The 26,419-nt window shown below is 56.0% G+C and carries 22 protein-coding genes; 12 read left to right on the forward strand and 10 right to left on the reverse strand.

Features of this window, described 5'->3' with window-relative positions; genetic code table 11:
* Entirely contained in the window at positions 1 to 624 is a 624-nt protein-coding gene (locus DSD31_RS15185; RefSeq protein WP_044349466.1) for a CDP-alcohol phosphatidyltransferase family protein, read from the reverse strand.
* A gap of 86 nt (positions 625 to 710) precedes the next feature.
* Here DSD31_RS15185 and DSD31_RS15190 point away from each other — a divergent pair, with 86 nt between their 5' ends.
* On the forward strand, positions 711 to 1,121 hold the full coding sequence (locus tag DSD31_RS15190; protein WP_004860854.1) for a pyrimidine (deoxy)nucleoside triphosphate diphosphatase: 411 nt from the start codon (positions 711 to 713) through the stop codon (positions 1,119 to 1,121).
* 269 nt (positions 1,122 to 1,390) lie between these two features.
* Positions 1,391 to 2,734, forward strand: coding sequence for an NADP-specific glutamate dehydrogenase (gene gdhA / locus DSD31_RS15195; RefSeq protein WP_004860851.1), 1,344 nt, complete (start codon positions 1,391 to 1,393; stop codon positions 2,732 to 2,734).
* Positions 2,735 to 3,533: 799 nt separating this feature from the next.
* Here the strand turns inward: gdhA and DSD31_RS15205 are convergent.
* From DSD31_RS15205 to DSD31_RS15215, 3 genes are all read right to left on the reverse strand, one after another.
* A complete protein-coding gene (locus DSD31_RS15205) occupies positions 3,534 to 5,486 on the reverse strand; it encodes a DNA topoisomerase III (RefSeq protein WP_004860845.1) in 1,953 nt (650 codons plus the stop codon).
* 4 nt (positions 5,487 to 5,490) lie between these two features.
* On the reverse strand, positions 5,491 to 6,534 hold the full coding sequence (gene selD / locus DSD31_RS15210; protein WP_004860839.1) for a selenide, water dikinase SelD: 1,044 nt from the start codon (positions 6,532 to 6,534) through the stop codon (positions 5,491 to 5,493).
* A 301-nt stretch (positions 6,535 to 6,835) separates the two neighbouring features.
* Positions 6,836 to 7,585, reverse strand: a complete 750-nt coding sequence (locus tag DSD31_RS15215) for a GntR family transcriptional regulator (RefSeq protein ID WP_004860836.1) — start codon at positions 7,583 to 7,585, stop codon at positions 6,836 to 6,838.
* Between the two features lie 338 nt (positions 7,586 to 7,923).
* Between DSD31_RS15215 and DSD31_RS15220 the strand changes: the two genes are divergently transcribed.
* Both DSD31_RS15220 and phoC read left to right on the forward strand, forming a co-directional pair.
* Entirely contained in the window at positions 7,924 to 8,853 is a 930-nt protein-coding gene (locus tag DSD31_RS15220) for a DUF7916 family protein (protein WP_004860832.1), read from the forward strand.
* A gap of 343 nt (positions 8,854 to 9,196) precedes the next feature.
* Positions 9,197 to 9,943 carry an acid phosphatase PhoC gene (phoC, locus tag DSD31_RS15225; protein ID WP_004860829.1) on the forward strand — a complete coding sequence of 249 codons (747 nt, stop codon included), beginning with the start codon at positions 9,197 to 9,199 and terminating at the stop codon, positions 9,941 to 9,943.
* 55 nt (positions 9,944 to 9,998) lie between these two features.
* On the opposite strand, the gene DSD31_RS15230 is transcribed toward phoC, so the two are convergent.
* Entirely contained in the window at positions 9,999 to 10,550 is a 552-nt protein-coding gene (locus DSD31_RS15230) for an NAD(P)H nitroreductase (protein ID WP_004860825.1), read from the reverse strand.
* A gap of 165 nt (positions 10,551 to 10,715) precedes the next feature.
* Here DSD31_RS15230 and sppA point away from each other — a divergent pair, with 165 nt between their 5' ends.
* The 4 genes from sppA to chiD all read left to right on the forward strand — a co-directional run bounded on the left by sppA (position 10,716) and on the right by chiD (position 15,966).
* A complete protein-coding gene (gene sppA, locus DSD31_RS15235) occupies positions 10,716 to 12,569 on the forward strand; it encodes a signal peptide peptidase SppA (protein ID WP_088884041.1) in 1,854 nt (617 codons plus the stop codon).
* Between the two features lie 281 nt (positions 12,570 to 12,850).
* The gene (gene ansA, locus DSD31_RS15240) at positions 12,851 to 13,867 is read left to right on the forward strand and encodes an asparaginase (RefSeq protein ID WP_015584600.1); all 1,017 of its coding nucleotides are present in this window, start codon (positions 12,851 to 12,853) and stop codon (positions 13,865 to 13,867) included.
* A gap of 9 nt (positions 13,868 to 13,876) precedes the next feature.
* Complete coding sequence (gene pncA / locus DSD31_RS15245) at positions 13,877 to 14,518, forward strand: bifunctional nicotinamidase/pyrazinamidase (protein ID WP_004860817.1); 642 nt, start codon at positions 13,877 to 13,879, stop codon at positions 14,516 to 14,518.
* A 194-nt stretch (positions 14,519 to 14,712) separates the two neighbouring features.
* Positions 14,713 to 15,966 carry a chitinase ChiD gene (gene chiD / locus DSD31_RS15250; protein ID WP_113991155.1) on the forward strand — a complete coding sequence of 418 codons (1,254 nt, stop codon included), beginning with the start codon at positions 14,713 to 14,715 and terminating at the stop codon, positions 15,964 to 15,966.
* Positions 15,967 to 16,191: 225 nt separating this feature from the next.
* Here chiD and DSD31_RS15255 read toward each other — a convergent pair whose 3' ends face one another.
* Positions 16,192 to 16,470 carry a YeaC family protein gene (locus DSD31_RS15255; RefSeq protein ID WP_004860812.1) on the reverse strand — a complete coding sequence of 93 codons (279 nt, stop codon included), beginning with the start codon at positions 16,468 to 16,470 and terminating at the stop codon, positions 16,192 to 16,194.
* A gap of 44 nt (positions 16,471 to 16,514) precedes the next feature.
* Positions 16,515 to 16,928, reverse strand: a complete 414-nt coding sequence (gene msrB, locus DSD31_RS15260; protein WP_004860809.1) for a peptide-methionine (R)-S-oxide reductase MsrB — start codon at positions 16,926 to 16,928, stop codon at positions 16,515 to 16,517.
* A 339-nt stretch (positions 16,929 to 17,267) separates the two neighbouring features.
* Here msrB and gapA point away from each other — a divergent pair, with 339 nt between their 5' ends.
* On the forward strand, positions 17,268 to 18,263 hold the full coding sequence (gene gapA, locus DSD31_RS15265; protein ID WP_004860805.1) for a glyceraldehyde-3-phosphate dehydrogenase: 996 nt from the start codon (positions 17,268 to 17,270) through the stop codon (positions 18,261 to 18,263).
* A gap of 87 nt (positions 18,264 to 18,350) precedes the next feature.
* Entirely contained in the window at positions 18,351 to 19,238 is an 888-nt protein-coding gene (locus DSD31_RS15270) for a D-hexose-6-phosphate mutarotase (protein ID WP_004860802.1), read from the forward strand.
* Positions 19,239 to 19,329: 91 nt separating this feature from the next.
* Here the strand turns inward: DSD31_RS15270 and DSD31_RS15275 are convergent, their stop codons facing one another.
* The 3 genes from DSD31_RS15275 to DSD31_RS15285 form a co-directional block, all read right to left on the reverse strand.
* Positions 19,330 to 20,787 carry a DASS family sodium-coupled anion symporter gene (locus DSD31_RS15275; RefSeq protein WP_032717255.1) on the reverse strand — a complete coding sequence of 486 codons (1,458 nt, stop codon included), beginning with the start codon at positions 20,785 to 20,787 and terminating at the stop codon, positions 19,330 to 19,332.
* Between the two features lie 98 nt (positions 20,788 to 20,885).
* Positions 20,886 to 21,740, reverse strand: coding sequence for an aldo/keto reductase (locus DSD31_RS15280; RefSeq protein ID WP_113991156.1), 855 nt, complete (start codon positions 21,738 to 21,740; stop codon positions 20,886 to 20,888).
* A 124-nt stretch (positions 21,741 to 21,864) separates the two neighbouring features.
* Complete coding sequence (locus tag DSD31_RS15285) at positions 21,865 to 22,611, reverse strand: MipA/OmpV family protein (protein WP_004860797.1); 747 nt, start codon at positions 22,609 to 22,611, stop codon at positions 21,865 to 21,867.
* A 427-nt stretch (positions 22,612 to 23,038) separates the two neighbouring features.
* Between DSD31_RS15285 and yeaG the strand changes: the two genes are divergently transcribed.
* Entirely contained in the window at positions 23,039 to 24,973 is a 1,935-nt protein-coding gene (gene yeaG / locus DSD31_RS15290; RefSeq protein ID WP_004860792.1) for a protein kinase YeaG, read from the forward strand.
* A 131-nt stretch (positions 24,974 to 25,104) separates the two neighbouring features.
* Positions 25,105 to 26,388 (forward strand): YeaH/YhbH family protein, encoded by a 1,284-nt coding sequence (locus DSD31_RS15295; protein ID WP_113991157.1) that lies wholly within the window; start codon positions 25,105 to 25,107, stop codon positions 26,386 to 26,388.
* Positions 26,389 to 26,419 lie beyond the last annotated feature (31 nt).

Raw genomic sequence — 26,419 nt, forward strand, 5'->3', positions numbered from 1 at the left:
TTATGCCTGGCGCTGAAGCTGCTTCAGCGCCAGGTAGCCACTGTAAATACGGGTGGCGGTGGTCAGCCAGCAGAGCGCGCCGAACAGCCACGCCAGCCAGGCGAAATATGCGGGAAACAGGCAGCACAGCACGAACAGCAGGATGGTTTCACTCCCCTCCGTCAATCCTCCCAGGTAGTAAAACGATTTATGCGCATAGCCCGGGTTGGCTATCTGATGTTTTGCCGCCAGCGCGGCAAAGGCGAGAAAACTGCTGCCGGTTCCGATAAAAGAAAAAAGCAGCCAGCCCCCGGCCACGGCGTTTTGCGCCGGATCGGCGATAATAAACCCAAACGGTACCAGGGCATAAAACAGAAAGTCGAGGGAGATATCGAGAAATCCCCCCGCGTCGGTCAACCCGCGGCGACGCGCCAGCGCGCCATCTACGCCATCGAGAAGCCGGTTCACGACAATCGCCGCCAGCGCCGCCCCGTACCAACGAAGCCCCAGAAACGGCAGCGCCAGAACACCAATGGCGAAACCCGTCAGGGTCACGCCGTCGGCAGAGACGCCGAGGCGCTCCAGCCGCGCGGCGCAAACATTGAGCAAGGGTTTCAGGCGAGGATGCAGATGACTATCGAGCACAGCATATCTCCGATGGGCTAAAGGTTGTCTGGCAAAGATAAAGGCGGTGATAATAGGCCATTATCCTGCCCGGAACGATGATTCAGATGCAAAAAACGCTTGATGTTGTAGCCGCCATTATTGAACAGGACGGCAAAATTCTGCTGGCGCAACGCCCGCCCCATGCCGATCAGCCCGGCCTATGGGAATTTGCCGGCGGCAAAGTGGAGCCCGGCGAGAGCCAGCCGCAGGCGCTTATCCGCGAGCTGCAGGAGGAGCTCGGCATCACGGCGGAGGTTGAGCGCTATATCGCCAGCCATCAACGGGAGGTCTCCGGCCGCCTGATTCACCTGCACGCCTGGTGGGTGGCGCGCTTTAGCGGCCTTCCTGCCGCCCACTATCACCGTCAGCTGCGCTGGTGCACGCCGCAAGAGGCGCTCACCTTCGACCTTGCTCCGGCAGATATTCCGCTACTGAACGCGTTTATTGCCCAACGCGCCGCCGATCTTCCCCGCTAATTCCCTGCCACTGGCGTCATCGTTTTTAGTTATGACTGACGCCAGATTATAAATTTTGCTGTCTGGATAATTTTTCCTTGCTTGCCTAACGATTCCCGGTGTTATAGTCGGAAAATCGGTCTTTTCAAGGGCCGAATAATAAAAAAAGAGATACAAAATCATTCAGATTGCATCGGGCGGCCGCAGAAGCGCTCCCGAAGCGGGCAGCGAAGCAATCTGCAACGTGACGCGTATACATGCAACCACAACCATAAGGGGAAATTATATCTATGGATCAGATGTGCACTCTGGAAAGTTTTCTCACCCGCGTTCAACAGCGCGACCCGCATCAAACCGAGTTTGCTCAGGCCGTCCGCGAAGTTATGACCACGCTGTGGCCTTTCCTTGAGGAAAACCCGCGCTATCGCCAGCTCTCTTTGCTGGAACGTCTGGTTGAACCAGAGCGTGCTATTCAGTTCCGCGTCGTCTGGGTCGACGACCGCAATCAGGTTCAGGTTAACCGCGCGTGGCGCGTGCAGTTCAACTCGGCAATTGGCCCGTACAAAGGCGGCATGCGTTTCCACCCGTCGGTTAACCTGTCGATTCTCAAGTTCCTCGGCTTTGAACAGACCTTTAAAAACGCCCTCACTACGTTGCCAATGGGCGGCGGAAAAGGCGGCAGCGACTTCGATCCGAAAGGTAAGAGCGACGGTGAAGTGATGCGCTTCTGTCAGGCGCTGATGACCGAACTGTATCGCCATTTGGGCCCGGACACCGACGTTCCGGCAGGCGATATTGGCGTGGGCGGTCGTGAAGTCGGCTTTATGGCCGGGATGATGCGTAAACTCTCCAACAACAGCGCCTGCGTGTTCACCGGCAAAGGGCTCTCCTTCGGCGGCAGTCTGATTCGTCCGGAAGCGACCGGCTACGGTCTGGTGTACTTCACCGACGCGATGCTCAAGCGTCACGGCCTGGGCTTCGAAGGGATGCGAGTCGCGGTTTCCGGTTCCGGTAACGTGGCGCAGTATGCTATCGAAAAAGCGATGGCCCTCGGCGCCCGCGTGATCACCGCCTCCGACTCCAGCGGCACCGTTGTCGATGAAGCTGGCTTTACCCCGGAAAAACTGGCCCGTCTGTGCGAAATCAAAGCCAGCCGCGACGGCCGGGTTGCCGACTACGCCCGCGAGTTTGGTCTGACCTACCTTGAAGGCAAACAGCCGTGGTCCGTTCCCGTGGATATCGCGCTGCCTTGCGCCACGCAAAACGAACTGGACGCCGATGCGGCGCGTCTGTTGATCGCTAACGGCGTGAAGGCCGTTGCCGAAGGCGCTAACATGCCGACCACCATCGCCGCCACCGACCTGTTCCTCGATGCCGGTGTGCTGTTCGCCCCTGGCAAGGCCGCGAACGCCGGCGGCGTCGCCACTTCTGGCCTCGAAATGGCGCAGAACGCAGCCCGTATGAGCTGGAAGGCGGAGAAAGTCGACGCCCGCCTGCATCACATCATGCTGGATATTCACCACGCCTGTGTTGAATACGGTGGCGAAGCGCAGCAGACCAACTACGTCCGCGGCGCCAATATCGCCGGTTTCGTCAAAGTGGCCGATGCCATGCTGGCGCAGGGCGTCATTTAAGACGTCGTGGTTCCCTGCCGTCGTCCCCTGACGTCCGGGGATGAGCGGCAACCCCGAAAGCCCGTCATGCGGGTCACTGAAAGGTGACCCGCTTTTTTGGGTTTATCGCAGGCCAGGGCGAGTCGGTAAACGGTGGCTGGCGTGAAAGGGGCTTCGCACTCTGGCGCATGTTTCTGTGGGATATTCCGTTCACCATAAGTTCCGCGTATTTCTGTTTCCTGCGCTGCAGGTGAACGACCCAGGGCCGGTTTCGCCCGGCCCTGGGAGGACAGCGCGGGGGTTAAGGCGCGTCAGGAACACGGGCGAAAACGCAGGGGCGCATCGAGGACTGGCCGCAGGACAAAAACGCCGGAAGCGTTGGCCCCGGCGGGGTGATTCCCATGGCTGGGACGAATAAGGCGGCCAAAGGGCAGGTCGAGACAGGGAGGTTGAGTCCCGCCCGGTCCGCCAGATGAAGCCGGAGTGGAGCATACCGCGCAACGGCCGTTTTCAGCGCAATGCCGGGGGGCATCGGAGGCGGGTGAACGCCCCCCATGCCGTTCACCCGCAGCGGGTATGAGAAAAGTGTCGAATTTATCGTGAACGGAACATGCCACAAAAGTGAACGGAATACTCCCCAGAACACATACTCCAGAATATGCTCCCCCCTTTCGCGCAAACCAGCGTAAAACGACATCCCTGGCTTAATAGCGAACGACGGGACAGAAACTCCTGCAGATATATTGAAAACCTGACAGCGCCGCATAAGAATCGGTCTGCCGACCCTTAAACGATCGGCATTACGGAAGACCGGTTTTTTTTATGGATTTTCCGCGGCGGAGTCCGCAGCGGGCTTCTTGTCTTTCGTTTTAGCTTTGGTTTTACCTTTGCTGAAACTCTTTTTAGCGCCTCCCGGCGCGACAATGCCGCGGAACTGACGCACCGGCGTACTCCTGGCCTGCTCAATCAGCTGATAAAGCGTGCCGACCAGCGGCTGCATAAAGTCCTGATAACGGCACTGCTTCTCGCTAATTTGCGTCAGTACCGACTCCCAGTGAGCGGTCATATCCGGCCGGGCAGCCATCTCCGGCAGGGAGTGAATCAGCGCACGTCCGGCATCGGTGGAGTGAATATAGCGCCCCTTTTTAACTAAAAAGCCCCGCTTAAACAGCAGTTCAATGATCCCGGCGCGGGTCGCCTCCGTACCCAGACCGTCGGTCGCACGCAGAATTTTTTTCAGTTCTTTATCCTGCACAAAACGAGCAATCCCGGTCATCGCCGACAGCAGCGTTGCATCGGTAAAATAGCGCGGCGGCTGAGTTTGCCGCTCCACCACTTCGCCCTTTTCACACAACAGCTCGTCGTCTTTGGCCACCACCGGCAGCGGGGTACCGTCGTTCTCTTCATCCCGCTCTTTGTTACCCAGCAGCGCGCGCCAGCCGGCTTCGGCGAGGAAACGCGCTTTGGCGACAAATTTGCCATTGGCAATATCAAGATCGATCTGACACTTGCGGAAGACCGCATCCGGGCAGAACTGCATCAGATACTGGCGGGCAATCAGGCCATACACCTTCTCTTCGTTATCGGACAGTTTCACCTGGCTGCTGCGGGCGGTCGGGATGATCGCATGGTGCGCATCCACTTTTTTATCGTCCCAGCAGCGGTTGCGGATTTCCGGATCAACCGCCGGCTGCGGCAGCAGATCCGCCGCATGAACCGCGATGGCATTAAGAACCGCATGCCGACCGGCAAAATGCTCCTCCGGCAGATAGCGGCTGTCCGAACGCGGATAGGTAATCAGTTTGTGGGTTTCATACAGTTTCTGGCAGATATCCAGCACGTTTTGCGCGCTAAAGCCAAAGCGCTTCGCCGCCTCAATCTGCAGCGTCGAAAGCGAAAACGGCAGCGGCGCCGGCTCAGAATCCCGCTTATCGTTGTAGGCGGTCACCCGCGCCGGCTGGCCCTCAATGCGCGCCACCACGTGTTCGGCCAGCGGACGATGCAGCAGACGCCCCTCTTCATCCTGATACGGTTCGCAGGCATCGCTCGGCACCCAGGTGGCAACGAAACGCTCATCCTTCGGCGTCACGATATGCGCCTTGACGTCAAAGAAATCTTTGGCGACGAAATTCTCAATCTCTTCATCACGTCGCACGACCAGCCCCAGCACCGGCGTCTGCACCCGCCCGACCGACAGCACCCCCTGGTAGCCGGCATTGCGGCCGAGCAGCGTATAGGCGCGGGTCATGTTAATCCCGTACAGCCAGTCGGCGCGGGCGCGGGCCAGGGCCGAAACGCACAGCGGAATAAACTCGCTGTTGGCGCGCAGACGAGCAATCGCCCGCTCCACCGCCTGCGGGTTGAGATCGTTAATCAGGCAGCGCTGAACCTGCTGGCGCTTTTCTGGCGCCAGCTGCAGATAGTCGAGAACTTCGTCTACCAGCAGCTGCCCCTCTCTGTCCGGGTCACCGGCGTGAATCACCTCCTGCGCATCGCCCAGCAGACGCTTGATGACGTTGAGCTGTTTGGTGACCGACGGTTTGGGCTGCAGCTGCCACTTCTCCGGCACAATAGGCAGGTCGAGCAGATTCCAGCGCGCATAGCGCCCGTCATAGACGTCCGGCTGAGCCTGCTCGAGCAGATGGCCGATACACCAGGTGACCACCTGCCCGTTACCGCACTCAATGTAGCCATCACCTTTGCGATGCGGTTTGGGGAGCACGTCGGCGATTGCGCGACCAAGACTGGGTTTTTCCGCAATAAACAACCGCATGTAATCAACGGATCTCGATCATGGGACGTCCGCCGCGTGCGGTCACCAGCTCGCCGATGGCGGCAAGCTTAATGCCGAACTCTTCGGCTGCGGCGCGCACTTCGGCTTCCGCTTCCGGCGTCACCGCCAGCAGCAGACCGCCGGAGGTTTGCGGGTCACACAGCAGATCGCGCCACGCCGCCGGCATGTCGCCCATCAGATGGCCGTAGCTGGCAAAGTTGCGCCCGGTGCCACCGGGAACGGCGCCCGCGGCAATGTACTCTTCAACGCCCGGCAGTTTCGGGATATCCGCGTAATTGAGTAGCGCCTGAACACCCGCCCCGCGACACACTTCGCTCAGATGGCCCAGCAGGCCGAAGCCGGTGACGTCGGTCATCGCTTTTACGCCGCCGATGGTGGCAAAGGCCGCGCCGGCGAGGTTCATCTGGCACATGGTTTCCGTCGCCAGCCCCTGGTGCTCCGGTTTGAGCAGCGATTTTTTCTCTGCGGTGGTCAGCACGCCAATGCCTAACGGCTTGGTGAGATAGAGTTTGCAGCCCGCCTCGGCGGTGCTGTTTTTCTTGATCCGCTCGGTCGGCACCACGCCGGTGACCGCCAGACCGAAAATCGGCTCCGGCGCGTCAATCGAGTGGCCACCGGCCAGGGAGATGCCCGCCTGCTGGCAGGCAAAACGCCCGCCTTCCACAACTTCGCGGGCAATTTCCGGCGCCAGGGTATTAATCGGCCAGCCAAGAATGGCAATCGCCATAATCGGTTTTCCGCCCATCGCGAAAATGTCGCTGATGGCGTTGGTGGCGGCGATACGGCCAAAGTCGAACGGGCTGTCGACTATCGGCATAAAAAAGTCGGTGGTGCTGATGATGGACGTCCCGTTGCCAAGGTCGTAAACCGCCGCATCATCACTGGTTTCATTCCCCACCAGCAGGTTCGGGTCGATAAACTTCGCCCGATCGCTCTTCAGAATGGTTTCCAGTACTTTAGGGGAAATTTTACAACCACAACCGGCTCCGTGGCTGTATTGCGTTAAACGAATAGTTTGCTCGCTCATGGACATCTCCTGTCATTGCAATCCCGCTATGGTAGCGCTCAAACGCCAAGGTGGTAAGTATGACAGTCCGAAATCGCGAATGGTTGCTCATTAAGCAGACAAATAGACGATTTTGCGATGGACAAGCCGCATTACCTCGCCATCTTCACTTTTGCTGAAAGTCCGGCATGGCTAAAAATAGACAAAATGCGGAGCGGCGGGTCGATAAAAGCAGCGCCGGCCACCGTCAGATTCTTCGCCCGGGATCCTGCCCCGCTCTCACACTCAACGGGCCCGCCTGCCAGCAAGCGGCAGCGCGCCGCTATGGCGCTTTTCGACGTAGCTCAAGCGTAAAATCATAGTAATCATTCAGGCACCAGGTCCGGGTGTATTCCACGGGCCTGTCATCGGAGGTGAAGCCGATCCGGGTCACCAGCAGAAGCGGCTCATCTTGTTTGATGTTCAGATAGTAAGCCAGCTGACTGTCCGTTGATACGGCCCGGAAATGCTGAGTTGCCCGCAGCACCGGTGAGCCTTTTGTCTCCAGGTGCAGATATAACGATTCATCCATTTCGCTGATTTTATCCAGCAGATGCGCAGGCAAAACCGCCGTCTGCAGGGAAACGGCGATACCGTTAATTTTCCTCAGCCGGGTCAGCTCGACAATTTCACTTTGACCGTCTGTCAGTTGCAGAGCGCGGCGCTCCTCCTGGGTCGCTAACCGCCGCAGATATCCCACCAGCTCGCTTTGCGCTGTGCCTCCGCTCGCTGCCGCCATTTCACTAAAACTTTCCAGCGACGGCAGGGACTGGCGCACCTGCGGAGCCACGAAGGTACCGGACCCCTGATTCCGAATCAGAACCCCTTCCTCCAGCAACTGCTGTAATGCTTTTCGGGCTGTGCCTCGCGCAATTTTCAGCATCTCTACCAGCGCCCGTTCTGACGGCAGAACATCGCCTGGACGCAGCCGGCCTTCAGCAACGGCCGACTTAATGGCGTTAACCAGCTGCATATACAGCGGCAACGCGCTGGATTCATCGAGATAAAACCCGGGATGCGAAGTTGTGTTCATCGTCTCTCTGCGCAAGTGGTGACTGGTCCAGCTCCTGTGAACCAATTCTTAACCAATAATCGATCGTTGTCATCCCCAAATCAGACGCAGAGAAAAGCCTCTCAGATCACAAAATGGCCATTTTGTCGTAGTCAGGATCTCTTTTTATTCAGTATGGTTCACTAATGGTACACAAGTGGTTTAGTTTTAATTAAACCAAAGATGGCCGATGACGACTGAGGTGAATTTATGCAGGGAATTTTTTTCGCCAGCATCCAGCGACGGGTCGAGGCGCGGATAGTGCCTGCCCAGGCCGCAGGTAAAATCAGAGAACGAATTCAGCAACGAGGCATATCCCGATGAAAACTAAACGCTTGCTGGACTGCTGTGCCTCCGATTTTGTATCGATGAATAAAGAGCAGCTGCTGTATGCCATTCGCGCCAGCGAAGGTCGGGTAATGGTCAGCGAATCTATCGCCATCACTCAGCCATTGCTGAACAATGTCACCAATGCCGAGCTTGCCGCATCGCAGGGTGCGGATATCTTGCTGATTAATATGTTTGACAGTGAAAACCCGCATATTGAGGGGTTGCCTGCCGATATCGCGCCGGACAAAACGTTGCATGAACTGCAGCGCCTGACCGGGCGTATTATTGGTGTCAATCTGGAGGCGGTAGACCCGGAATTTGCGGTTGCCCATGACGATATCTGGAAAATGAGACCGGGGCGCTCGGCAACGGCTGACAATGCCCGTAAGCTGGTCGCGATGGGAGCGAAAATTCTGGTGTTAACGGGCAACCCGGCTAACGGGGTCAGCAACCGGGCGCTGGGGATAGCGGCCGAAGAGATTCGCCAGGCGGTGGGCGACAGCGCGGTGATTATCACCGGGAAAATGCACGGTGCGGGAGTGGTGCGCGAAAGCGGCAGCAGCATTATCAGCGAGCAGGATGTTATCTGGTTCGCCGCCCAGGGGGCGGATATTGTGTTGCTCCCGGCCCCAGGCACGATACCGGGAATGAGTCAGCAACGTGTGGCATCGCTTATCGATACTGCGCATGCGCATGGCGTGCTGGCGATGACGGCGATTGGGACCTCCCAGGAAGGCGCTGATGTCGGCACCCTTCGTCAGATAGCGTTGATGAGTAAAATGGCGGGCGCCGACCTGCACCATATTGGCGATACGGGTTATATGGGGATGGCATTACCGGAGAATATTCTGGCCTACAGTATTGCTATTCGCGGGGTCAGGCATACCTACACCCGCATCGCGCGTTCGGTTTATCGGTAAACAGGTATCATCGGTACCTGAGTCGTCTCTCATCCGGCACAGAAAAACGCGCCGAATGAGAGAGTGTAGAGCCTGTCCCGGCAGGCGTTATAGCACAGGCAGTTTGCACAGGGACCGCGGTGAAACCACGGCGTACAGGTCGTTCGTGAGTCTTCGCTGCGCTCCCCCTTCGGGCGGCCCTGATAGGCGTTCAAAGATACATCGTTGTGAGCACGCCCCGGGTCAAAATGACCAGCAAAATCGTCCTGTTGAGACAGGCTCTTGATTTCAGCAAAACAATGGTTCGTTAACTTTGCGTCAGTTTCGCGCCATTGTTCCTCTCCACCACAATAAGGATATCCTGATGAAAAAGCGTGTACTCGCCCTTTGCTTTGCCAGTCTCTTTTCGGTTAGCGCCTTTGCGCTGGTTCCCGCCGGGAATGATGCCACTACTAAGCCCGATCTCTACTATCTGAAAAATGCCCAGGCCATTGACAGCCTGGCGCTGCTCCCGCCGCCGCCGGAAGTGGGCAGCATTGCGTTTTTAAACGATCAGGCGATGTATGAGAAAGGCCGTCTGCTGCGCGCCACCGCCCGCGGCAAGCTGGCAGCAGAGGATGCCAACCTGAGCGCGGGTGGCGTGGCCAACGCCTTCTCCGCGGCATTCGGCTCTCCGATCACCGAAAAAGACGCCCCGGCGCTCCACAAGCTGCTCACCAATATGATTGAAGACGCGGGCGATCTGGCGACCCGGGGCGCGAAAGAGAAGTATATGCGTATTCGTCCGTTTGCCTTCTACGGCGTGTCCACCTGCAATACCACCGAACAGGATAAGCTGTCGAAAAACGGCTCCTACCCTTCCGGACACACCTCTATCGGCTGGGCTACCGCCCTGGTGCTGGCTGAAATCAACCCGCAGCGCCAGAATGAGATTCTCAAACGCGGCTATGAGCTCGGTGAAAGTCGGGTGATCTGCGGTTACCACTGGCAGAGCGATGTTGACGCCGCGCGGATTGTCGGCTCAGCGGTGGTTGCCACCCTGCATACCAATCCGGCCTTCCAGCAGCAGCTGCAAAAAGCCAAAGACGAGTTTGCGAAACAGCAGAAATAGTCGACGCGACAGCCCGGCGGTTCACGCCTGCCGGGCTATGCTTACGCGATGTTGCTCAGAAACGGACCACAAACGGCGCGGTGTCCGGCAGAGAAACGGTGGTTGAGGCTTTAAGCTGCGGCGTTCCCAGATAGAGAAAACCGACGATTTTATCCTGCTCGCGGCAGGCAAAACCTTCACGGACGATCGGGCTTTCGGTCAATGCACCGCTGCGCCAGATACCGTTAAAGCCTTGCGCCAGCGCCGCCATCTGCATGGCCATCACCGCGCAGCCGGCCGACATTTCCTGCTCCCATTTCGGCACCTTCGGGTGATCTTCGCAGCGAGCGACGACGGTGATAATCAGCGGGGCGCGGAACGGTGCACTGCGGGCCTTTTCAATGCCTTTGTCATCCTGCCCGGCCTCAATCGCCCCTTTCTCCAGCAGTTGACTGAAGCGTTCACGGCCTTCATCAGAAATAATAAAGAAACGCCAGGGTTGCAGCGTCCCGTGATCCGGGGCGCGCAGTCCGGCACGGAGAATATTTTCCAGTTGTTCACCGGTCGGCGCCGGCTCGGCAAGACGAGAAGCGCTGCGGCGGTTTATCAATAGTTCGAGAGCATCCATCTATGTGACTCCTATGATGTCATTTTTCATAAAATTAACATGCACAGGAATTTTGTTACAGCACGACCGGTGATTCCTGCTGACAACCGCCAGCCGTCTCTTTAGGATAACCAGACGCGGCAACTCATGCGGTTAGCCCATTTTTAACAATGTTAGGGAGAATACATGCGAACTCTTTGGCGGCTGCTCGCCGGATTTTTTAAATGGACATGGCGGGTACTCAACTTTATTCGCCAGCTCGCACTGAACCTGGTTTTCCTGTTGCTGGTTCTGGTTTGTGTCGGTATCTGGGCACAGTTCAGCAGCACCACCACGGAACATACCGCTCGCGGCGCGCTGCTGATGGATATAACCGGCGTGGTGGTCGATAAACCGTCCGCCAGCAGCAAACTCGGCGTGATCGGTCGTCAGCTCTTTGGGGCCAGTTCCGATCGTCTCCAGGAAAACTCGCTGTTTGATATCGTACAGACTATTCGCCAGGCGAAAGATGACCGCAATATCACCGGTATCGTGCTGGATCTGAAAAATTTTGCCGGCGGCGATCAGCCTTCGATGCAGTATATCGGTAAGGCGCTGCGCGAATTTCGCGATAGCGGCAAACCGGTGTATGCCGTGGGGAGCAGCTACAGCCAGGGGCAGTATTATCTGGCCAGCTTCGCCAATAAAATCTGGCTTTCGCCGCAGGGTGATGTCGATCTGCACGGTTTTGCCACCAACGGCCTGTATTACAAATCGCTGCTCGACAAGCTGAAAGTCTCCACCCACGTTTTCCGCGTCGGGACCTATAAATCGGCGGTCGAGCCGTTTATTCGCGACGATATGTCGCCTGCCGCCCGGGAAGCCGACAGCCGTTGGATTGGCGAGCTGTGGCAAAACTACCTCAATACCATCGCCGCTAACCGCCAAATCACGGCTCAGCAGCTGTTCCCTGGCGCTCAGGGGCTGATTGATGGTCTGCGTAAAGTGGATGGCGATACGGCGCAGTACGCGCTGAACAACAAGCTGGTTGATGAGCTGGGCACCGCCACCGACGTGGAGAAGGCGCTGACTAAACAGTTCGGCTGGAGCAAAGCGGATAATAACTATCGCGCCATCAGCTATTACGATTACAGCGTGAAAACGCCGTCCGACCAGGGCGCCACCATTGCGGTGATCTTCGCTAACGGCGCGATCATGGACGGCGAAGAGACGCCGGGTAACGTCGGGGGAGACACCACCGCCGCGCAGATTCGCGATGCCCGCCTCGATCCGAAGGTGAAAGCGATTGTTCTGCGGGTCAACAGCCCGGGCGGCAGCGTCAGCGCCTCGGAAGTGATTCGTGAAGAGCTGGCGGCAGCAAAAGCCGCGGGTAAACCGGTGGTGGTTTCCATGGGCGGCATGGCCGCTTCCGGCGGCTACTGGATCTCCACGCCGGCCAATTATATCGTCGCCAACCCAAGCACCCTCACCGGTTCGATTGGCATCTTCGGCGTCATTAACACCGTCGAAAATACGCTGGATTCGATCGGCGTCCATACCGATGGCGTGGCGACGTCGGCGCTGGCGGACGTATCAACCACCAAATCGCTGCCGCCTGAAGTTCAGCAGCTGATGCAGCTGAGCATCGAAAACGGCTACAAACGTTTTATCACGCTGGTGGCCAACGCGCGTAACAGTACGCCGGAGAAAATCGACCAGATTGCCCAGGGCCATGTCTGGACCGGTGAAGATGCGAAAGCCAACGGGCTGGTCGATAGCCTGGGCGACTTTGATGACGCGGTGGCAAAAGCCGCGGAGCTGGCGAAGCTGAAACAGTGGCACATCAACTACTATCAGGAAGAGCCGACCTTCTTCTCGATGGTGATCGATAACCTGACCGGTTCGGTCCGCGCGTCGCTGCCAGCGGCACTGCAGGCCTGGCTGCCGGCGCCGGTTGCCGCCGCGGCCAATGCCGTCAAGGCTGAGAGCGATAAGCTCGCCGCGTTCAACGATCCGCAGAACCGCTACGCATTCTGCTTAACCTGCGCCAATATCCGCTAATTCCTTCATGCAGCCCAGTTCCCCCGACAACTCAATGTTGTCGGGGGAGCACTACGCGGCCAACGCACCTGCAGCCTGATGTATGACGGGTATCCCCTGAATAATTCGAGTGCCAGGCAGGCGGCAAGCGGGCGCATCCCCGGGATGCATAGTCCGCTATGTGACCGGGGTAAACACGCGCGGCCAACGCACCTGCAACGTGAAGTATGACGGGGATTGCGCTGTATTTTTTTAGCGGTCACCTTATACTGCGCCTGTCTACGTACAACCTAAGCGATGATATGCAAAAGAAATCGATTTACGTTGCCTACACCGGTGGGACCATCGGTATGCAGCGCTCAGAACACGGTTATATCCCCGTTTCCGGCCACCTGCAGCGTCAGCTGGCGCTGATGCCTGAGTTCCACCGTCCGGAGATGCCGGACTTTACGATTCATGAATATGAACCGCTGATGGACTCTTCCGATATGACGCCGGAGGACTGGCAGCACATCGCCGACGACATCCGCGCGCATTACGACGAGTACGACGGCTTTGTTATCCTCCACGGTACTGACACCATGGCCTTTACCGCCTCAGCGCTGTCGTTCATGCTGGAGCATCTGGGCAAACCGGTCATTGTGACAGGGTCACAAATCCCGTTGGCCGAACTGCGTTCCGACGGGCAGATCAATTTGCTGAATGCCCTGTACGTTGCCGCTAATTACCCGATTAATGAAGTGGCGCTGTTCTTCAATAATCGTCTCTATCGCGGCAACCGCACGACCAAAGCCCATGCCGATGGTTTCGATGCCTTCGCCTCCCCCAATCTGGCGCCTTTACTGGAAGCCGGGATCCACATTCGTCGCCTCGGTACACCGCCAGCCCCACAGGGTATCGGCGAGCTGGTTGTGCATCCCATCACGCCACAACCCATTGGCGTCGTTACGATCTATCCGGGCATTTCTGCCGATGTGGTACGTAATTTCCTGCGTCAGCCGGTGAAAGCGTTGATTCTGCGCTCCTATGGCGTCGGCAACGCCCCGCAAAATGGCGAGTTCATTCAGGTTCTGGCGGAAGCCAGTCAGCGCGGGATCGTGGTCATCAACCTGACCCAGTGCATGTCCGGCAAGGTCAATATGGGCGGGTATGCCACCGGTAACGCCCTCGCCCAGGCGGGCGTCATCAGCGGTTTTGATATGACCGTTGAGGCCACGTTGACCAAGCTACACTATCTGCTGAGTCAGAACCTGAGCGTCGATGAGATCCGCAACCTGATGCAGGAAAACCTGCGTGGCGAACTGACCCCCGATGAGTAAGGAGAACCGATGACGAATCGCGCACTACTGCTGGTCGATTTACAAAATGATTTTTGCGCGGGCGGCGCGCTGGCCGTACCGGAAGGTGATAGCACAATCGATATCGCCAACCGATTGATCGACCATTGTCTTGCCCGCGGCGAAACCGTCGTCGCCAGCCAGGACTGGCACCCGGCAAACCATGGCAGCTTCGCCAGCCAGCACCAGGTCGAACCTTATACCCAGGGACAGCTCGATGGCCTGGTGCAAACGTTCTGGCCCGATCACTGCGTGCAGAACGGCGAAGGTGCGGCGCTGCATCCGCTGCTGCAGCAGCAGGCGATTGCCGCGGTGTTTCATAAAGGGGAAAATCCGGCCATCGATAGCTACAGCGCCTTTTTTGACAATGGACATCGGCAAAAAACCCGGCTTGACGAGTGGCTACGCCAACGCGAGATCACCGATCTGATCATTCTTGGGCTGGCAACCGATTACTGCGTCAAATTCACCGTGCTGGATGCGCTGAATCTCGGCTATACCGTCAACGTGATTACCGACGGCTGCCGCGGAGTCAACCTCCAGCCGCAGGATAGCGCGCACGCCTTTATGGAGATGGCCGCCGCGGGTGCTACGCTGTACACCCTCGACGACTGGCTGGAAACTCAGGCCTAAGCCTTGTCCCCGAACTTGTGCCCGAAGCCGCCGCCTCGGGCCATTTTCCCGCGTTTCTCTTTGACTATAAATTGAGCTGACTCTCAGATTCAACGCCCTATCGCTGGTAGTGTTAACGCGTTGTTTTTTCGCCACGCCATTTACGTGGCGTGTTTGTTTTTCAATGTCACTTTTTAAGTCAAAGAGGATCTGATATGAAGCTTTTGCCTTTACTGGCAGCATTACCCCTGCTCTGCGCTTCCGTGGTCTCCGCCAGCGCCCTGATGTCCGTCGGCTACTTTAACGGCGGTGGTGACGTCACTGCCGGTCCCGGCGGCGATATCGATAAGCTGGACGTTCGGCAGATAACCCATCTCAACTACTCGTTTGGTCTGGTCTATAACGACGAAAAAGATGAAACCAATGACGCTTTAAAAGATGCCAGCAAGCTGCATCAGATTTGGCTGTCGCCGAAAGTACAGGCTGACCTGCAGAAAATCCCGACATTGCGCCAGCAGAACCCGAACCTGAAAGTCCTGCTTTCCGTCGGCGGCTGGGGAGCTCGCGGATTCTCCGGCGCAGCGGCGACGAAGGAAACCCGGGCGGTGTTTATTCAGTCCGCGCAGGAGATTGTTGAAAAGTATGGTCTGGATGGCATCGATCTCGACTGGGAGTATCCGGTCAATGGCGCCTGGGGACTGGTCGCCAGCCAACCGGCCGATCGCGATAACTTCACGGCCTTACTGAAAGAGCTGCGCGCGGCTTTTGGTAGCAGGAAACTGGTGACCATCGCCGTGGGCGCTAACGCCGAGAGCCCGAAAAGCTGGGTGGATATCAAAGCGATTGCGCCGTCGCTCGACTATATCAACCTGATGACTTACGACATGGCCTACGGAACCCAGTACTTCAACGCCAACCTGTATGATTCAACCCGCTGGCCGACGGTCGCGGCTGCGGATAAGTACAGCGCCGATTCTGTGGTCAATAACTATCTCGCCGCCGGTTTAAAACCGAGCCAGATGAACCTGGGGATTGGCTTCTATGGCCGGGTGCCAAAACGCGCCCTTGAGCCGGGTATCGACTGGACGAAGCCGGATGCGCAAAAAAATCCCGTCACTCAGCCGTGGTTCGGACCACAGCAAATCGCCCTGTTTTCATCGCTGGGTTTTGATCTGACGAAAGACACGTACGTGAAATATAACGACATCGTCGACAAAATGCTTAACGACCCGCAAAAACGCTTTACCGAACATTGGGATGATGAGGCGAAGGTACCGTGGCTGTCGATCCAGTCGGCGGACGGCAAAGCGCTGTTCGCGTTGTCGTACGAGAATCCGCGTTCGGTGGCGATAAAGGCTGATTACATTAAGCAAAAAGGTCTGGCGGGGGCTATGTTCTGGGAGTATGGCGCCGATGACCACAATCAGCTGGCGAAGCAGCTCGCGACATCGCTTGGGATTAAACATTAATCGGCGATCGGCCGTCGGGTGAGATAAGCGGCGCCCCACCCGAAGGCTACAACTTTGCCCGGTAGCGGCGTTGCCTTACCGGGCCTGTTAAATCCAGCCGCAGGTCCTTGCAAGGATTACCGGGTCTGCTTAATCCAACTACAGGCCCTGCAAGGATTACCGGGCCTGCTTAATCCAACTACAGGCCCTGCAAGGGTTAACCCCTGCGGGCATCAGTCCGTCCCGTCACTGCATCTTCAGCGTGGCAATCGGCTTGGGCGCGATACCAAAATCTTCTTTCAGCTGCTGCTTGCTCTTCATCACCATCTGGCCGTTGGTGTCGATGGTCATGTGCTGCGCGTCGCTGTTATGCCGCGCCTGGTAGAGCATCACCAGCTGCAGGCTGTTCTCTTTCTGCTCGGGCGTTAAGGCCACACCATCCGGCCATTTTCCCAGCTCCACCGCCGTCGCCAGGCGCTGATACACTTCCGGCGTCATACTGTCTATTATTTGCTCGATTTCCATGGTCCGCTCAACTCCGCACTGGAATAATTTGCTGAATCGTTTCTTTAACCTTTAATCTGCTCGCCATTATCGTCGTCATTGAAGCTTAATGAGGCCGAATTGACGCAAAAACGCTCCCCCGTCGGCTGCGGTCCATCGGGAAATACATGTCCCAGATGCGCATCGCAGTTTCCGCAGCGAATTTCAGTGCGCTGCATACCGTGAGAGTAATCGTTCAGATAGCGAATCGCCTCCTCGCTCACCGGCTCGTAAAAGCTCGGCCAGCCGCAGCCTGAATCATACTTCGTTTGCGAGTGAAACAGCGGCGCGTCGCACACCAGGCAGTGGTAGACGCCGTCCCGTTTGTTGTGGAGCAGTCGTCCGGTGAACGGCGGCTCAGTACCGTGATTCTGCGTCACGTAAAACTGCATCTCGCTCAAATTTTTTTTGAGCTCGTCCGAGGAGGGTTTATTCGCCATGTGCTTGCTTCTCACTGTGAAAGGACAACTTTACGCCTCGATTCTAACAAAACATTAACAATGAAGCGTGGACTTTTGTTCTAAACTTATTCGATGCCAAAAGGCAGCCCAGATAATTGTGACTAACATCACATTTTTATCTTTAACGCCCTTTAAAATTCCGGGCGCGGCCCCAATATGGAATTGGGCTCAAAGGGAGAGTGAGGCAAAACATTCGAGCAAAGGTATGCTCAGGATTGATTTGTCGCAATGATTGACACGATTCCGCTTGACGCTGCGTAAGGTTTTTGTAATTTTACAGGCAACCTTTTATTCACTAACAAATAGCTGGTGGAATATATGACTATCAAAGTAGGTATCAACGGTTTTGGCCGTATCGGTCGCATTGTTTTCCGTGCTGCTCAGGAACGTTCTGACATCGAGATCGTTGCAATCAACGACCTGTTAGACGCTGACTACATGGCATACATGCTGAAGTATGACTCCACTCACGGCCGTTTTAACGGTACCGTTGAAGTGAAAGACGGTCATCTGATCGTTAACGGTAAAAAAATCCGTGTTACCGCTGAACGTGATCCGGCTAACCTGAAGTGGAACGAAGCAGGCGTTGACGTTGTTGCTGAAGCAACCGGTCTGTTCCTGACTGACGAAACCGCTCGTAAACACATCACTGCTGGCGCGAAAAAAGTCGTTCTGACTGGCCCGTCCAAAGACAACACTCCGATGTTTGTTAAAGGCGCTAACTTTGACAAATACGAAGGCCAGGACATCGTTTCTAACGCATCCTGCACCACCAACTGCCTGGCTCCGCTGGCTAAAGTTATCAACGACAACTTCGGCATCATCGAAGGCCTGATGACCACAGTTCACGCGACCACCGCGACTCAGAAAACCGTTGACGGCCCGTCTCACAAAGACTGGCGCGGCGGCCGCGGCGCAGCACAGAACATCATCCCGTCCTCTACCGGTGCTGCTAAAGCAGTAGGTAAAGTACTGCCAGAACTGAACGGCAAACTGACCGGTATGGCGTTCCGCGTTCCGACTCCGAACGTATCCGTTGTTGACCTGACCGTTCGTCTGGAAAAAGCAGCGTCTTACGAAGAAATCAAGAAAGCAATCAAAGCGGCTTCTGAAGGCGCAATGAAAGGCGTTCTGGGTTACACCGAAGACGACGTTGTTTCTACCGATTTCAACGGCGAAGTTTGCACTTCCGTGTTCGATGCTAAAGCAGGTATCGCACTGAACGACAACTTCGTGAAACTGGTTTCCTGGTACGACAACGAAACAGGTTACTCCAACAAAGTTCTGGACCTGATCGCTCACATCTCCAAATAAGTTGAGATGAGACATTGATCCAAAAAGGCGACTTCGGTCGCCTTTTTTTATGGCTTCATGTTTACGGCTAACCTTTAGGATTGCACCATGATTAACAAAATTTTTGCTCTCCCGGTAGTTGAACAACTTACCCCTGTCCTCTCCCGCCGCCAGCTTGATGAGCTGGAGCTGATCGTTGTTGACCATCCGCAGGTTAAAGCCTCCGTGGCTTTCCAGGGCGCGCACCTGCTCTCCTGGAAACCGGCTGGCGAAGAAGAAGTGCTGTGGCTCAGCAACAATACGCCGTTCAAAAACGGCGTCGCCCTGCGCGGCGGCGTGCCGGTTTGCTGGCCGTGGTTCGGTCCGGCGGCGCAGCAGGGTTTACCGTCCCATGGCTTCGCCCGTAACCTGCCGTGGGCGCTGAAAGGCCACGATGAAGATGAAAGCGGGGTGATGCTGACCTTTGAACTCAAAAGTAGCGATGCAACCCGCAAATACTGGCCGCACGAATTTACGCTCTATGCGCGTTTCAAACTGGGTAAAACCTGCGAGATCGAGCTGGAAGCGCACGGTGAATTTGAAACCACCTCCGCACTGCATACCTACTTCAACGTCGGCGACATTGCGGCAGTGAAAGTCAGCGGTCTGGGTGACCGTTATATTGATAAAGTGAAGAATGCCGAAGAAGGCGTATTAAGCAACGGTACCGAGACCTTCCCTGACCGTACCGACCGCGTCTATCTGAATGCCGAAGCCTGTAGCGTGATTCACGACGCTGCGCTGAACCGCAACATCGATGTTGTCCACCATCACCACAGCAATGTCGTGGGCTGGAACCCAGGCCCGGCGCTCTCCGTCAGCATGGGCGATATGCCGGATGACGGGTACAAAACCTTTGTTTGCGTCGAAACCTGCTGTGTCACCGAAACGCAGAAAACCAGCGAAGAGAAACCGTCTCGCCTGGCGCAAACTATCCGCGTCGTGAAACGAGGCTAGTCCCTTCCACTCCCGATAGCCGGGAGATGAGGGATTAAAAACAGGGCGATAACGCCCTGTTTTGTTTACTGACACTCGTGACGTTTTTCCGTTACCAGAATCCCACCAGTTTCATCCACGCGCCTCCCAACACTAACCAGATAGCAATCGAGGCCAGCGATACCACAAAACTGACTCCCCACCACTGCCCGGTCGTGTTATATCCCGAGCCAAACAGCGCTGGCCCCGGGCCCCCGGAGTATTGCGTAAGCCCCATCGACAAGTTTGAGGTATACCCCAGCACCAGCGCGGCAAACAGCGGCGGTACGCCGACGGAAACGGCCACGGCAAGAAATGCCAGATACATCGCGGAAATATGCGCCATCGCCGACGCGAAAAAATAGCGGGTGTAGAAATAAACCACGACAAGCAGTAAAAAAACCGTTATCCATTCGAAGTGGCCGACATAGCCGACAATTCGCTCCGATATCCAGCTAATCATGCCGTACTTATTGAGCGCATTGGCCATCATCACCAGTACGGCAAACCAGAACATGGTGTCCCAGGCCGTTTTTTCTTCAATAATATTCTTCCACGACATGATGTTGCTGATCAGCAGCACCATCAGTCCAATAAACGCCGAAAGCGTCGCGGGAATCGAAAAGAAAATATCACCGACGGTCCATAGCAATATCAGCAGGACAAAATCAAACGCCAGAATTTTTTCTGCCAGCGACATCGGTCCCATTTTGCGCAGCTCTTCCCGGGCAATCGAGGGTATCTCCGGCGTTTTCTTCAACTGCGGCGGATAGATCGCGTAAATCACCAGCGGCAGCAGGATCAGTGAGGCAATCCCCGGAGCGATGGCCCCGACAAACCAGGTCGTCCAGGTGATCTCTATTCCCTGGCTTCGCGCCAGTTCGGCGACCAGCGGGTTACCCGCCATCGCCGTTAAAAACATCGTGCAGACGATGGCATCGATCTGTGAAACGCAAATCATTAAAAAGGCGCCGGCTTTTCTCGCCGTCGCCCCAGGTTCTGACTGGTAAGCCGTGGCAATGGACTGCGTAATCGGGTACATAATTCCGCCGCCCCTCGCGGATGCCGAAGGGATCCCCGGTCCGAGGACGACATCTGACAGCGCCAGTCCATAGGCAACGCCCAACATGCTGGAACCGCATTTAGAAATAAACCACAGCGCCACCCGCTTGCCCAACCCGGTCTTGATCACCGCCCGGGAGATGAACATAGCGATACCAATCAACCAGATAGTCCCGTTAGCAAACCCGGATAACGCCGCAACTTTGTCGCTTTTACCCGGCGAGAGAGGCGTCACGCCCAAAAACGCAGAGACGATCAGCGCAATCATCGTCACCGCCCCCATCGGGAGCACCTTTAGAATGATGGCAAAGATAGTGGCGGCAAAAATGGCAAACATTTGCCATGCGTGGAGGGCGAGTCCATCAGGCGGCGGAGTAAACCAGATAATAACGCCGAAGAGTATCGTGAGAATGGCTTTCCACAGCGGGAAAGCCAGCTTCACATCCAGAGGCTTGTTAAGTTCAGTCATGTAAATCTCCTTTTTCTTTTATCTTTAAGGAGATAATCACCACTGGACCTTGATGTTCATCAACTAAGCGCCAAAGTGTTTTGGCGAATAACTGTTCTTTACACCATATCGAGCGGGACTTTTTTGCCCGGCGCGGGAAAAGCACTATCCAGCCGCGCCAGCTCCTGCACGGTGAGCGTTATCGACAGCGCAGCGGCATTTTGCGTAACATGCTCTACGCTTGCCGCTTTCGGGATAGCCATAACGCCCGGATGACTGATGACCCAGGCCAGCAGAATTTGTGCCGCGCTCACCCCTCGGTCTTCAGCAATATTTTTCACAACGCTGTGATTTAAAAGTCCATCGCGCAGACGTCCGGCCTGAGCCAACGGGCTGTAGGCCATCACCGGCAGCGACCGTTGCTGACACCACGCCAGCAGGTCATGTTCAATGCCCCGCGACGCCAGGTGGTACAGTACCTGATTGGTCGCGCACCGTTGGCCCCCGGCAACCTGCCACAGCGTCTGCATCGCGGCAGTATCGAGATTCGATACGCCCCAACGGCGAATTTTGCCCTGCGCCACCAGCCTCTCCATGCCCTCAACGGTTTGCGCAAAGGAAAACTCGCCGGCCCAGTGCAGCAGGTACATATCGAGGTAATCGGTCCCCAGACGGCGCAGGCTGGCCTCGCAGGCATCCATCATCTGCTGTCCACTCGCATGCCACGGATAGACTTTAGAGACCAGTACGACGCGATCCCGCAGGCCGCGAATCGCCTCTCCCACCACCTCTTCCGCCCCGCCATGTGCATACATTTCGGCGGTGTCGATGACCGTCAGCCCGCGTTCCACGCCCGCTCGTAGTGCAGCCACCTCCTGCGTACGTCGGGCCCTGTCTTCACCCATATACCAGGTTCCCTGCCCGATAGCAGGAACCGCCGCACGATCGCCAAAAGATACTGTTTTTTCCATCATCGCCTCCTCCGGTTATGCCGTTGCACCACCGTAATGCAAAACAGGGCGTGACGCCCTGTTTTGATGCACAAATTTCTTCGTTATGGTGCACGATCGTCTGCTCGACGAACGCTATCGTGTGCGATCAGAAGGTGTAGGTAATCCCCGTGGAGATCAGACCGCTCCAGGATTTGTCGACCATCGGACTGTCGGTGATTTCATTAGACAGGTGGGTGTAACGCGCCACGCCATACACGCTCCAGTCGCCGAGGAAACGATAGTTAGCCGACAGCTCAAGGTACGGGTTCCAGCTGCTATCCGGGTCGTAGCTACGCATGCCGCTACGATTAGACTCATGCTGAGAAACGCCGTAGTAGTATTCGTTCTGGTTATCGCTGTTCCACTCGAGGCCAATCCCCGGCGTCAAGGTCAGGTTGCCGTTGGTATAGCGATAAAGCCAGGCCGTATCCCAGGTGATACCGTTGCTGTTACCCAGCGTGTCGCCCGCAAGCGTCGTACGCAAGAAGCCGTACTGCGTGTTGTGGACATAAGAGAGCCCGGCCATCATGGTGGTTTTACGGCGATCCAGCTTGCGCATTTGCTCACTATCGCTGTCGCCCGGCTTGAAGTACATCGGCGACCAGTAGGCGGTCACGGACAGCTTATCGGTGTTGTCATTCCACAAATAGTAGCCGCCACCGAGGCCGTGAAACCAAAAGCTGTCGCTCTCATAGCTAATTGCCGGGACGGGGAAAACATCGGCATCGTATTGTTTATAAGGGTTCTCGACGATACCCACGCCGGCCCCTAACGTAAATTTCCCTTCCGCGTGGGCAGCCGAAACAGAGGCCGCAAGGCACACGCTGAGTGCCAGAGGTTTGATCTTATTCACAATCCATATTCCCGTTTGTCAATTAATACGCCGGGGCAGTTTACCGTCGTAGGCCTCATGCCTCAAATTCTTTACCCGTCATTACATAAACCATTCAATTTCTCATCAACAGATGACCATAAACTTGCAGCCGGATGACAGCCCCATGACGCGGCCTGGCAAGACGTGCGAAAAAGCGCCTTTTTTCCGGATGAGTTATTGATATGTCATTGAAATTGATTTTTGCCGGCATGCAAGTTTTCTAAATGCATCTACGCTTTAATTTAGAAGAAGTGATTTTGGCGCACGTTGTCTGTGTCGCTTCGTCAACCTGGCATAAGGGTTGCTGGAGAATCGATGAACGTCGCGCAGTTTACCTCTTCCGGGAGCTCCCACTATTCATATGAACGGCTCTCAACTTGTGCTAAAAACGAAAGGACGGCATGCCATGAATATATTCGATCACTATCGCCAGCGTTATGAAGCTGCCAAGGACGAAGAGTTCACACTGCAGGAGTTTCTTACCATCTGCCGGCAAGATCGCAGTGCTTATGCCAACGCGGCAGAACGGCTGCTGATGGCCATTGGTGAGCCAGTCATGGTCGACACGGCCCTGGAACCCCGGCTGTCCCGTCTCTTTTCAAACCGGGTTGTCGCACGCTATCCGGCATTTGAAGAGTTTTACGGCATGGAAGATGCCATCGAGCAGATCGTCTCTTACCTGAAACACGCCGCACAAGGTCTGGAAGAGAAGAAACAGATTCTGTATCTGCTGGGCCCGGTCGGCGGGGGTAAATCGTCGCTGGCTGAACGTCTGAAATCCTTAATGCAGCGTGTACCTATCTATATACTGAGCGCCAACGGTGAACGTAGCCCGGTCAACGATCATCCGCTGTGCCTGTTTAACCCGCAGGAAGACGCGCAGATTCTCGATAAAGAGTATGGCGTGCCTACCCGTTATCTCGGCACCATCATGTCGCCGTGGGCGGCAAAACGTCTGCACGAGTTCGGTGGCGACATCACCAAATTCCGCGTGATCAAAGTGTGGCCCTCTATCCTTGAGCAAATTGCCATCGCCAAGACAGAACCGGGTGATGAGAATAACCAGGATATCTCCGCGCTGGTCGGTAAAGTGGATATTCGTAAACTGGAGCATTATGCCCAGAACGATCCGGACGCCTACGGCTACTCCGGCGCCCTGTGCCGCGCCAACCAGGGGATTATGGAGTTCGTCGAGATGTTTAAAGCGCCTATCAAGGTGCTGCATCCGCTGCTGACCGCCACGCAGGAAGGCAACTATAACGGAACCGAGGGAATTTCGGCCCTGCCGTTTAACGGCATTATTCTCGCCCACTCCAACGAATCCGAATGGGTGACCTTCCGTAATAACAAAAACAACGAGGCTTTCCTCGACCGCGTGTATATCGTCAAGGTGCCTTATTGCCTGCGTATCTCCGAAGAGATGCGTATCTACGAAAAACTGCTTAACAACAGTGAGCTGACCCACGCGCCGTGCGCCCCGGGGACCCTGGAGACGCTGTCGCGCTTCTCCATACTGTCGCGGCTGAAAGAGCCGGAAAACTCGAGCATTTACTCCAAAATGCGCGTGTACGACGGTGAAAGCCTGAAAGACACCGACCCGAAAGCGAAATCCTATCAGGAGTACCGCGATTACGCCGGCGTCGACGAAGGGATGAACGGTCTGTCCACCCGCTTCGCCTTCAAAATATTGTCGCGCGTGTTTAACTTTGACCACGCCGAGGTCGCCGCGAACCCGGTCCATCTGTTCTACGTCCTGGAACAGCAAATCGAGCGCGAGCAGTTCCCGCAAGAGCAGTCGGAACGTTATCTGGAGTTCCTCAAAGGCTATCTGATCCCGAAATATGCCGAGTTTATCGGTAAAGAGATTCAGACCGCCTATCTTGAGTCCTATTCCGAATACGGGCAGAACATCTTTGACCGCTATGTCACCTATGCGGACTTCTGGATTCAGGATCAGGAGTACCGCGATCCGGACACTGGCCAACTGTTTGACCGTGAGTCGTTGAATGCGGAGCTGGAGAAAATTGAGAAGCCGGCCGGGATCAGCAACCCGAAAGACTTCCGTAATGAGATAGTCAACTTCGTCCTGCGCGCCAGGGCTAATATCAACGGACGGAACCCGAACTGGACCAGCTACGAAAAACTGCGCACGGTGATTGAGAAGAAAATGTTCTCCAATACCGAAGAGCTGCTGCCGGTGATTTCGTTTAACGCCAAAACCTCAACCGACGAGCAGAAAAAACACGACGATTTTGTCGATCGTATGATGGAGAAAGGCTATACCCGTAAGCAGGTCCGTCTGCTGTGCGAATGGTACCTGCGCGTACGTAAATCATCCTGATAACGGAAATTGCCCGGCGGTGCGTTGCCCGCCGGGCCTACAAAAACAGCGACCTGTAGGCCGGGTAAGCTCAGCGCCATCCGGCATTTCCGTCGCAGCGTAAGGTTGGCAATTGCAGCACAGGAGGGCATATGACCTGGTTCATAGACCGGCGCCTGAACGGAAAGAATAAAAGTGCGGTGAATCGCCAGCGCTTTTTGCGCCGTTATAAGGCGCAGATTAAACAGTCCATCTCCGAGGCGATCAATAAGCGTTCAGTGACGGATATTGACAGCGGAGAATCCGTTTCTATCCCGACGGATGATATCAACGAACCGATGTTTCATCAGGGACGCGGGGGGCTGCGTAACCGCGTCCATCCGGGAAACGACCACTTTGTACAGAATGACCGCATCGAGCGTCCTCAGGGCAGCGGCGGCGGTGGCGGGAGCGGTCAAGGGCAGGCCAGCGCCGACGGCGAAGGCCAGGATGGTTTTGTCTTTCAAATATCGAAAGATGAGTATCTGGATCTGCTGTTTGAGGATCTCGCCCTGCCGAACCTGAAGAAAAACCAGCAGCGCCAGCTCACCGAATTTAAAACTCACCGGGCTGGCTTTACCGCCAACGGCGTGCCGGCCAATATCAGCGTGGTGCGATCCCTGCAAAACTCGCTGGCGCGACGTACGGCGATGACGGCGGGCAAGCGTCGCGAACTACGGGCGCTTGAGGAGGATCTGGACACCATAGCCAAAAGCGAACCGGCGCAGCTGCTGGAAGAGGAGCGTTTACGTCGGGAAATCGCCGAGCTGCGGGCAAAAATCGAACGCGTGCCTTTTATCGATACCTTTGACCTGCGCTATAAGAATTACGAAAAACGCCCGGAGCCGTCCAGTCAGGCGGTTATGTTCTGTCTTATGGATGTCTCGGGTTCGATGGATCAGGTCACCAAGGATATGGCCAAACGATTTTATATCCTGCTGTATCTGTTCCTCAGCCGGACCTATAAGAACGTTGAGGTCGTCTATATTCGCCACCATACGCAGGCCAAAGAGGTGGACGAGCACGAGTTTTTCTACTCCCAGGAAACCGGCGGCACTATCGTCTCGAGCGCCCTCAAGCTCATGGATGAGGTTGTTAAAGCACGGTACGATCCGTCGCAATGGAATATCTATGCCGCGCAGGCCTCGGACGGCGACAACTGGGCGGATGATTCACCGTTGTGCCATGAACTGCTGGCTAAAAATATTCTGCCGGTGGTGCGTTACTACAGCTATATAGAAATAACCCGCCGCGCGCACCAGACGCTGTGGCGCGAATATGAGCATCTGCAGGAAACCTTTGAGAACTTTGCGATGCAGCACATTCGCGATCAGGAGGATATCTATCCGGTGTTCCGCGAACTGTTCCACAAGCAGGGTTCCGAGGCCAGAAACTAGCCAATAAAAACAGTCAGTTACATTAAGATCC

This window comes from Klebsiella sp. X13 (assembly GCF_003323835.1).
GTDB lineage: Bacteria > Pseudomonadota > Gammaproteobacteria > Enterobacterales > Enterobacteriaceae > Klebsiella > Klebsiella ornithinolytica.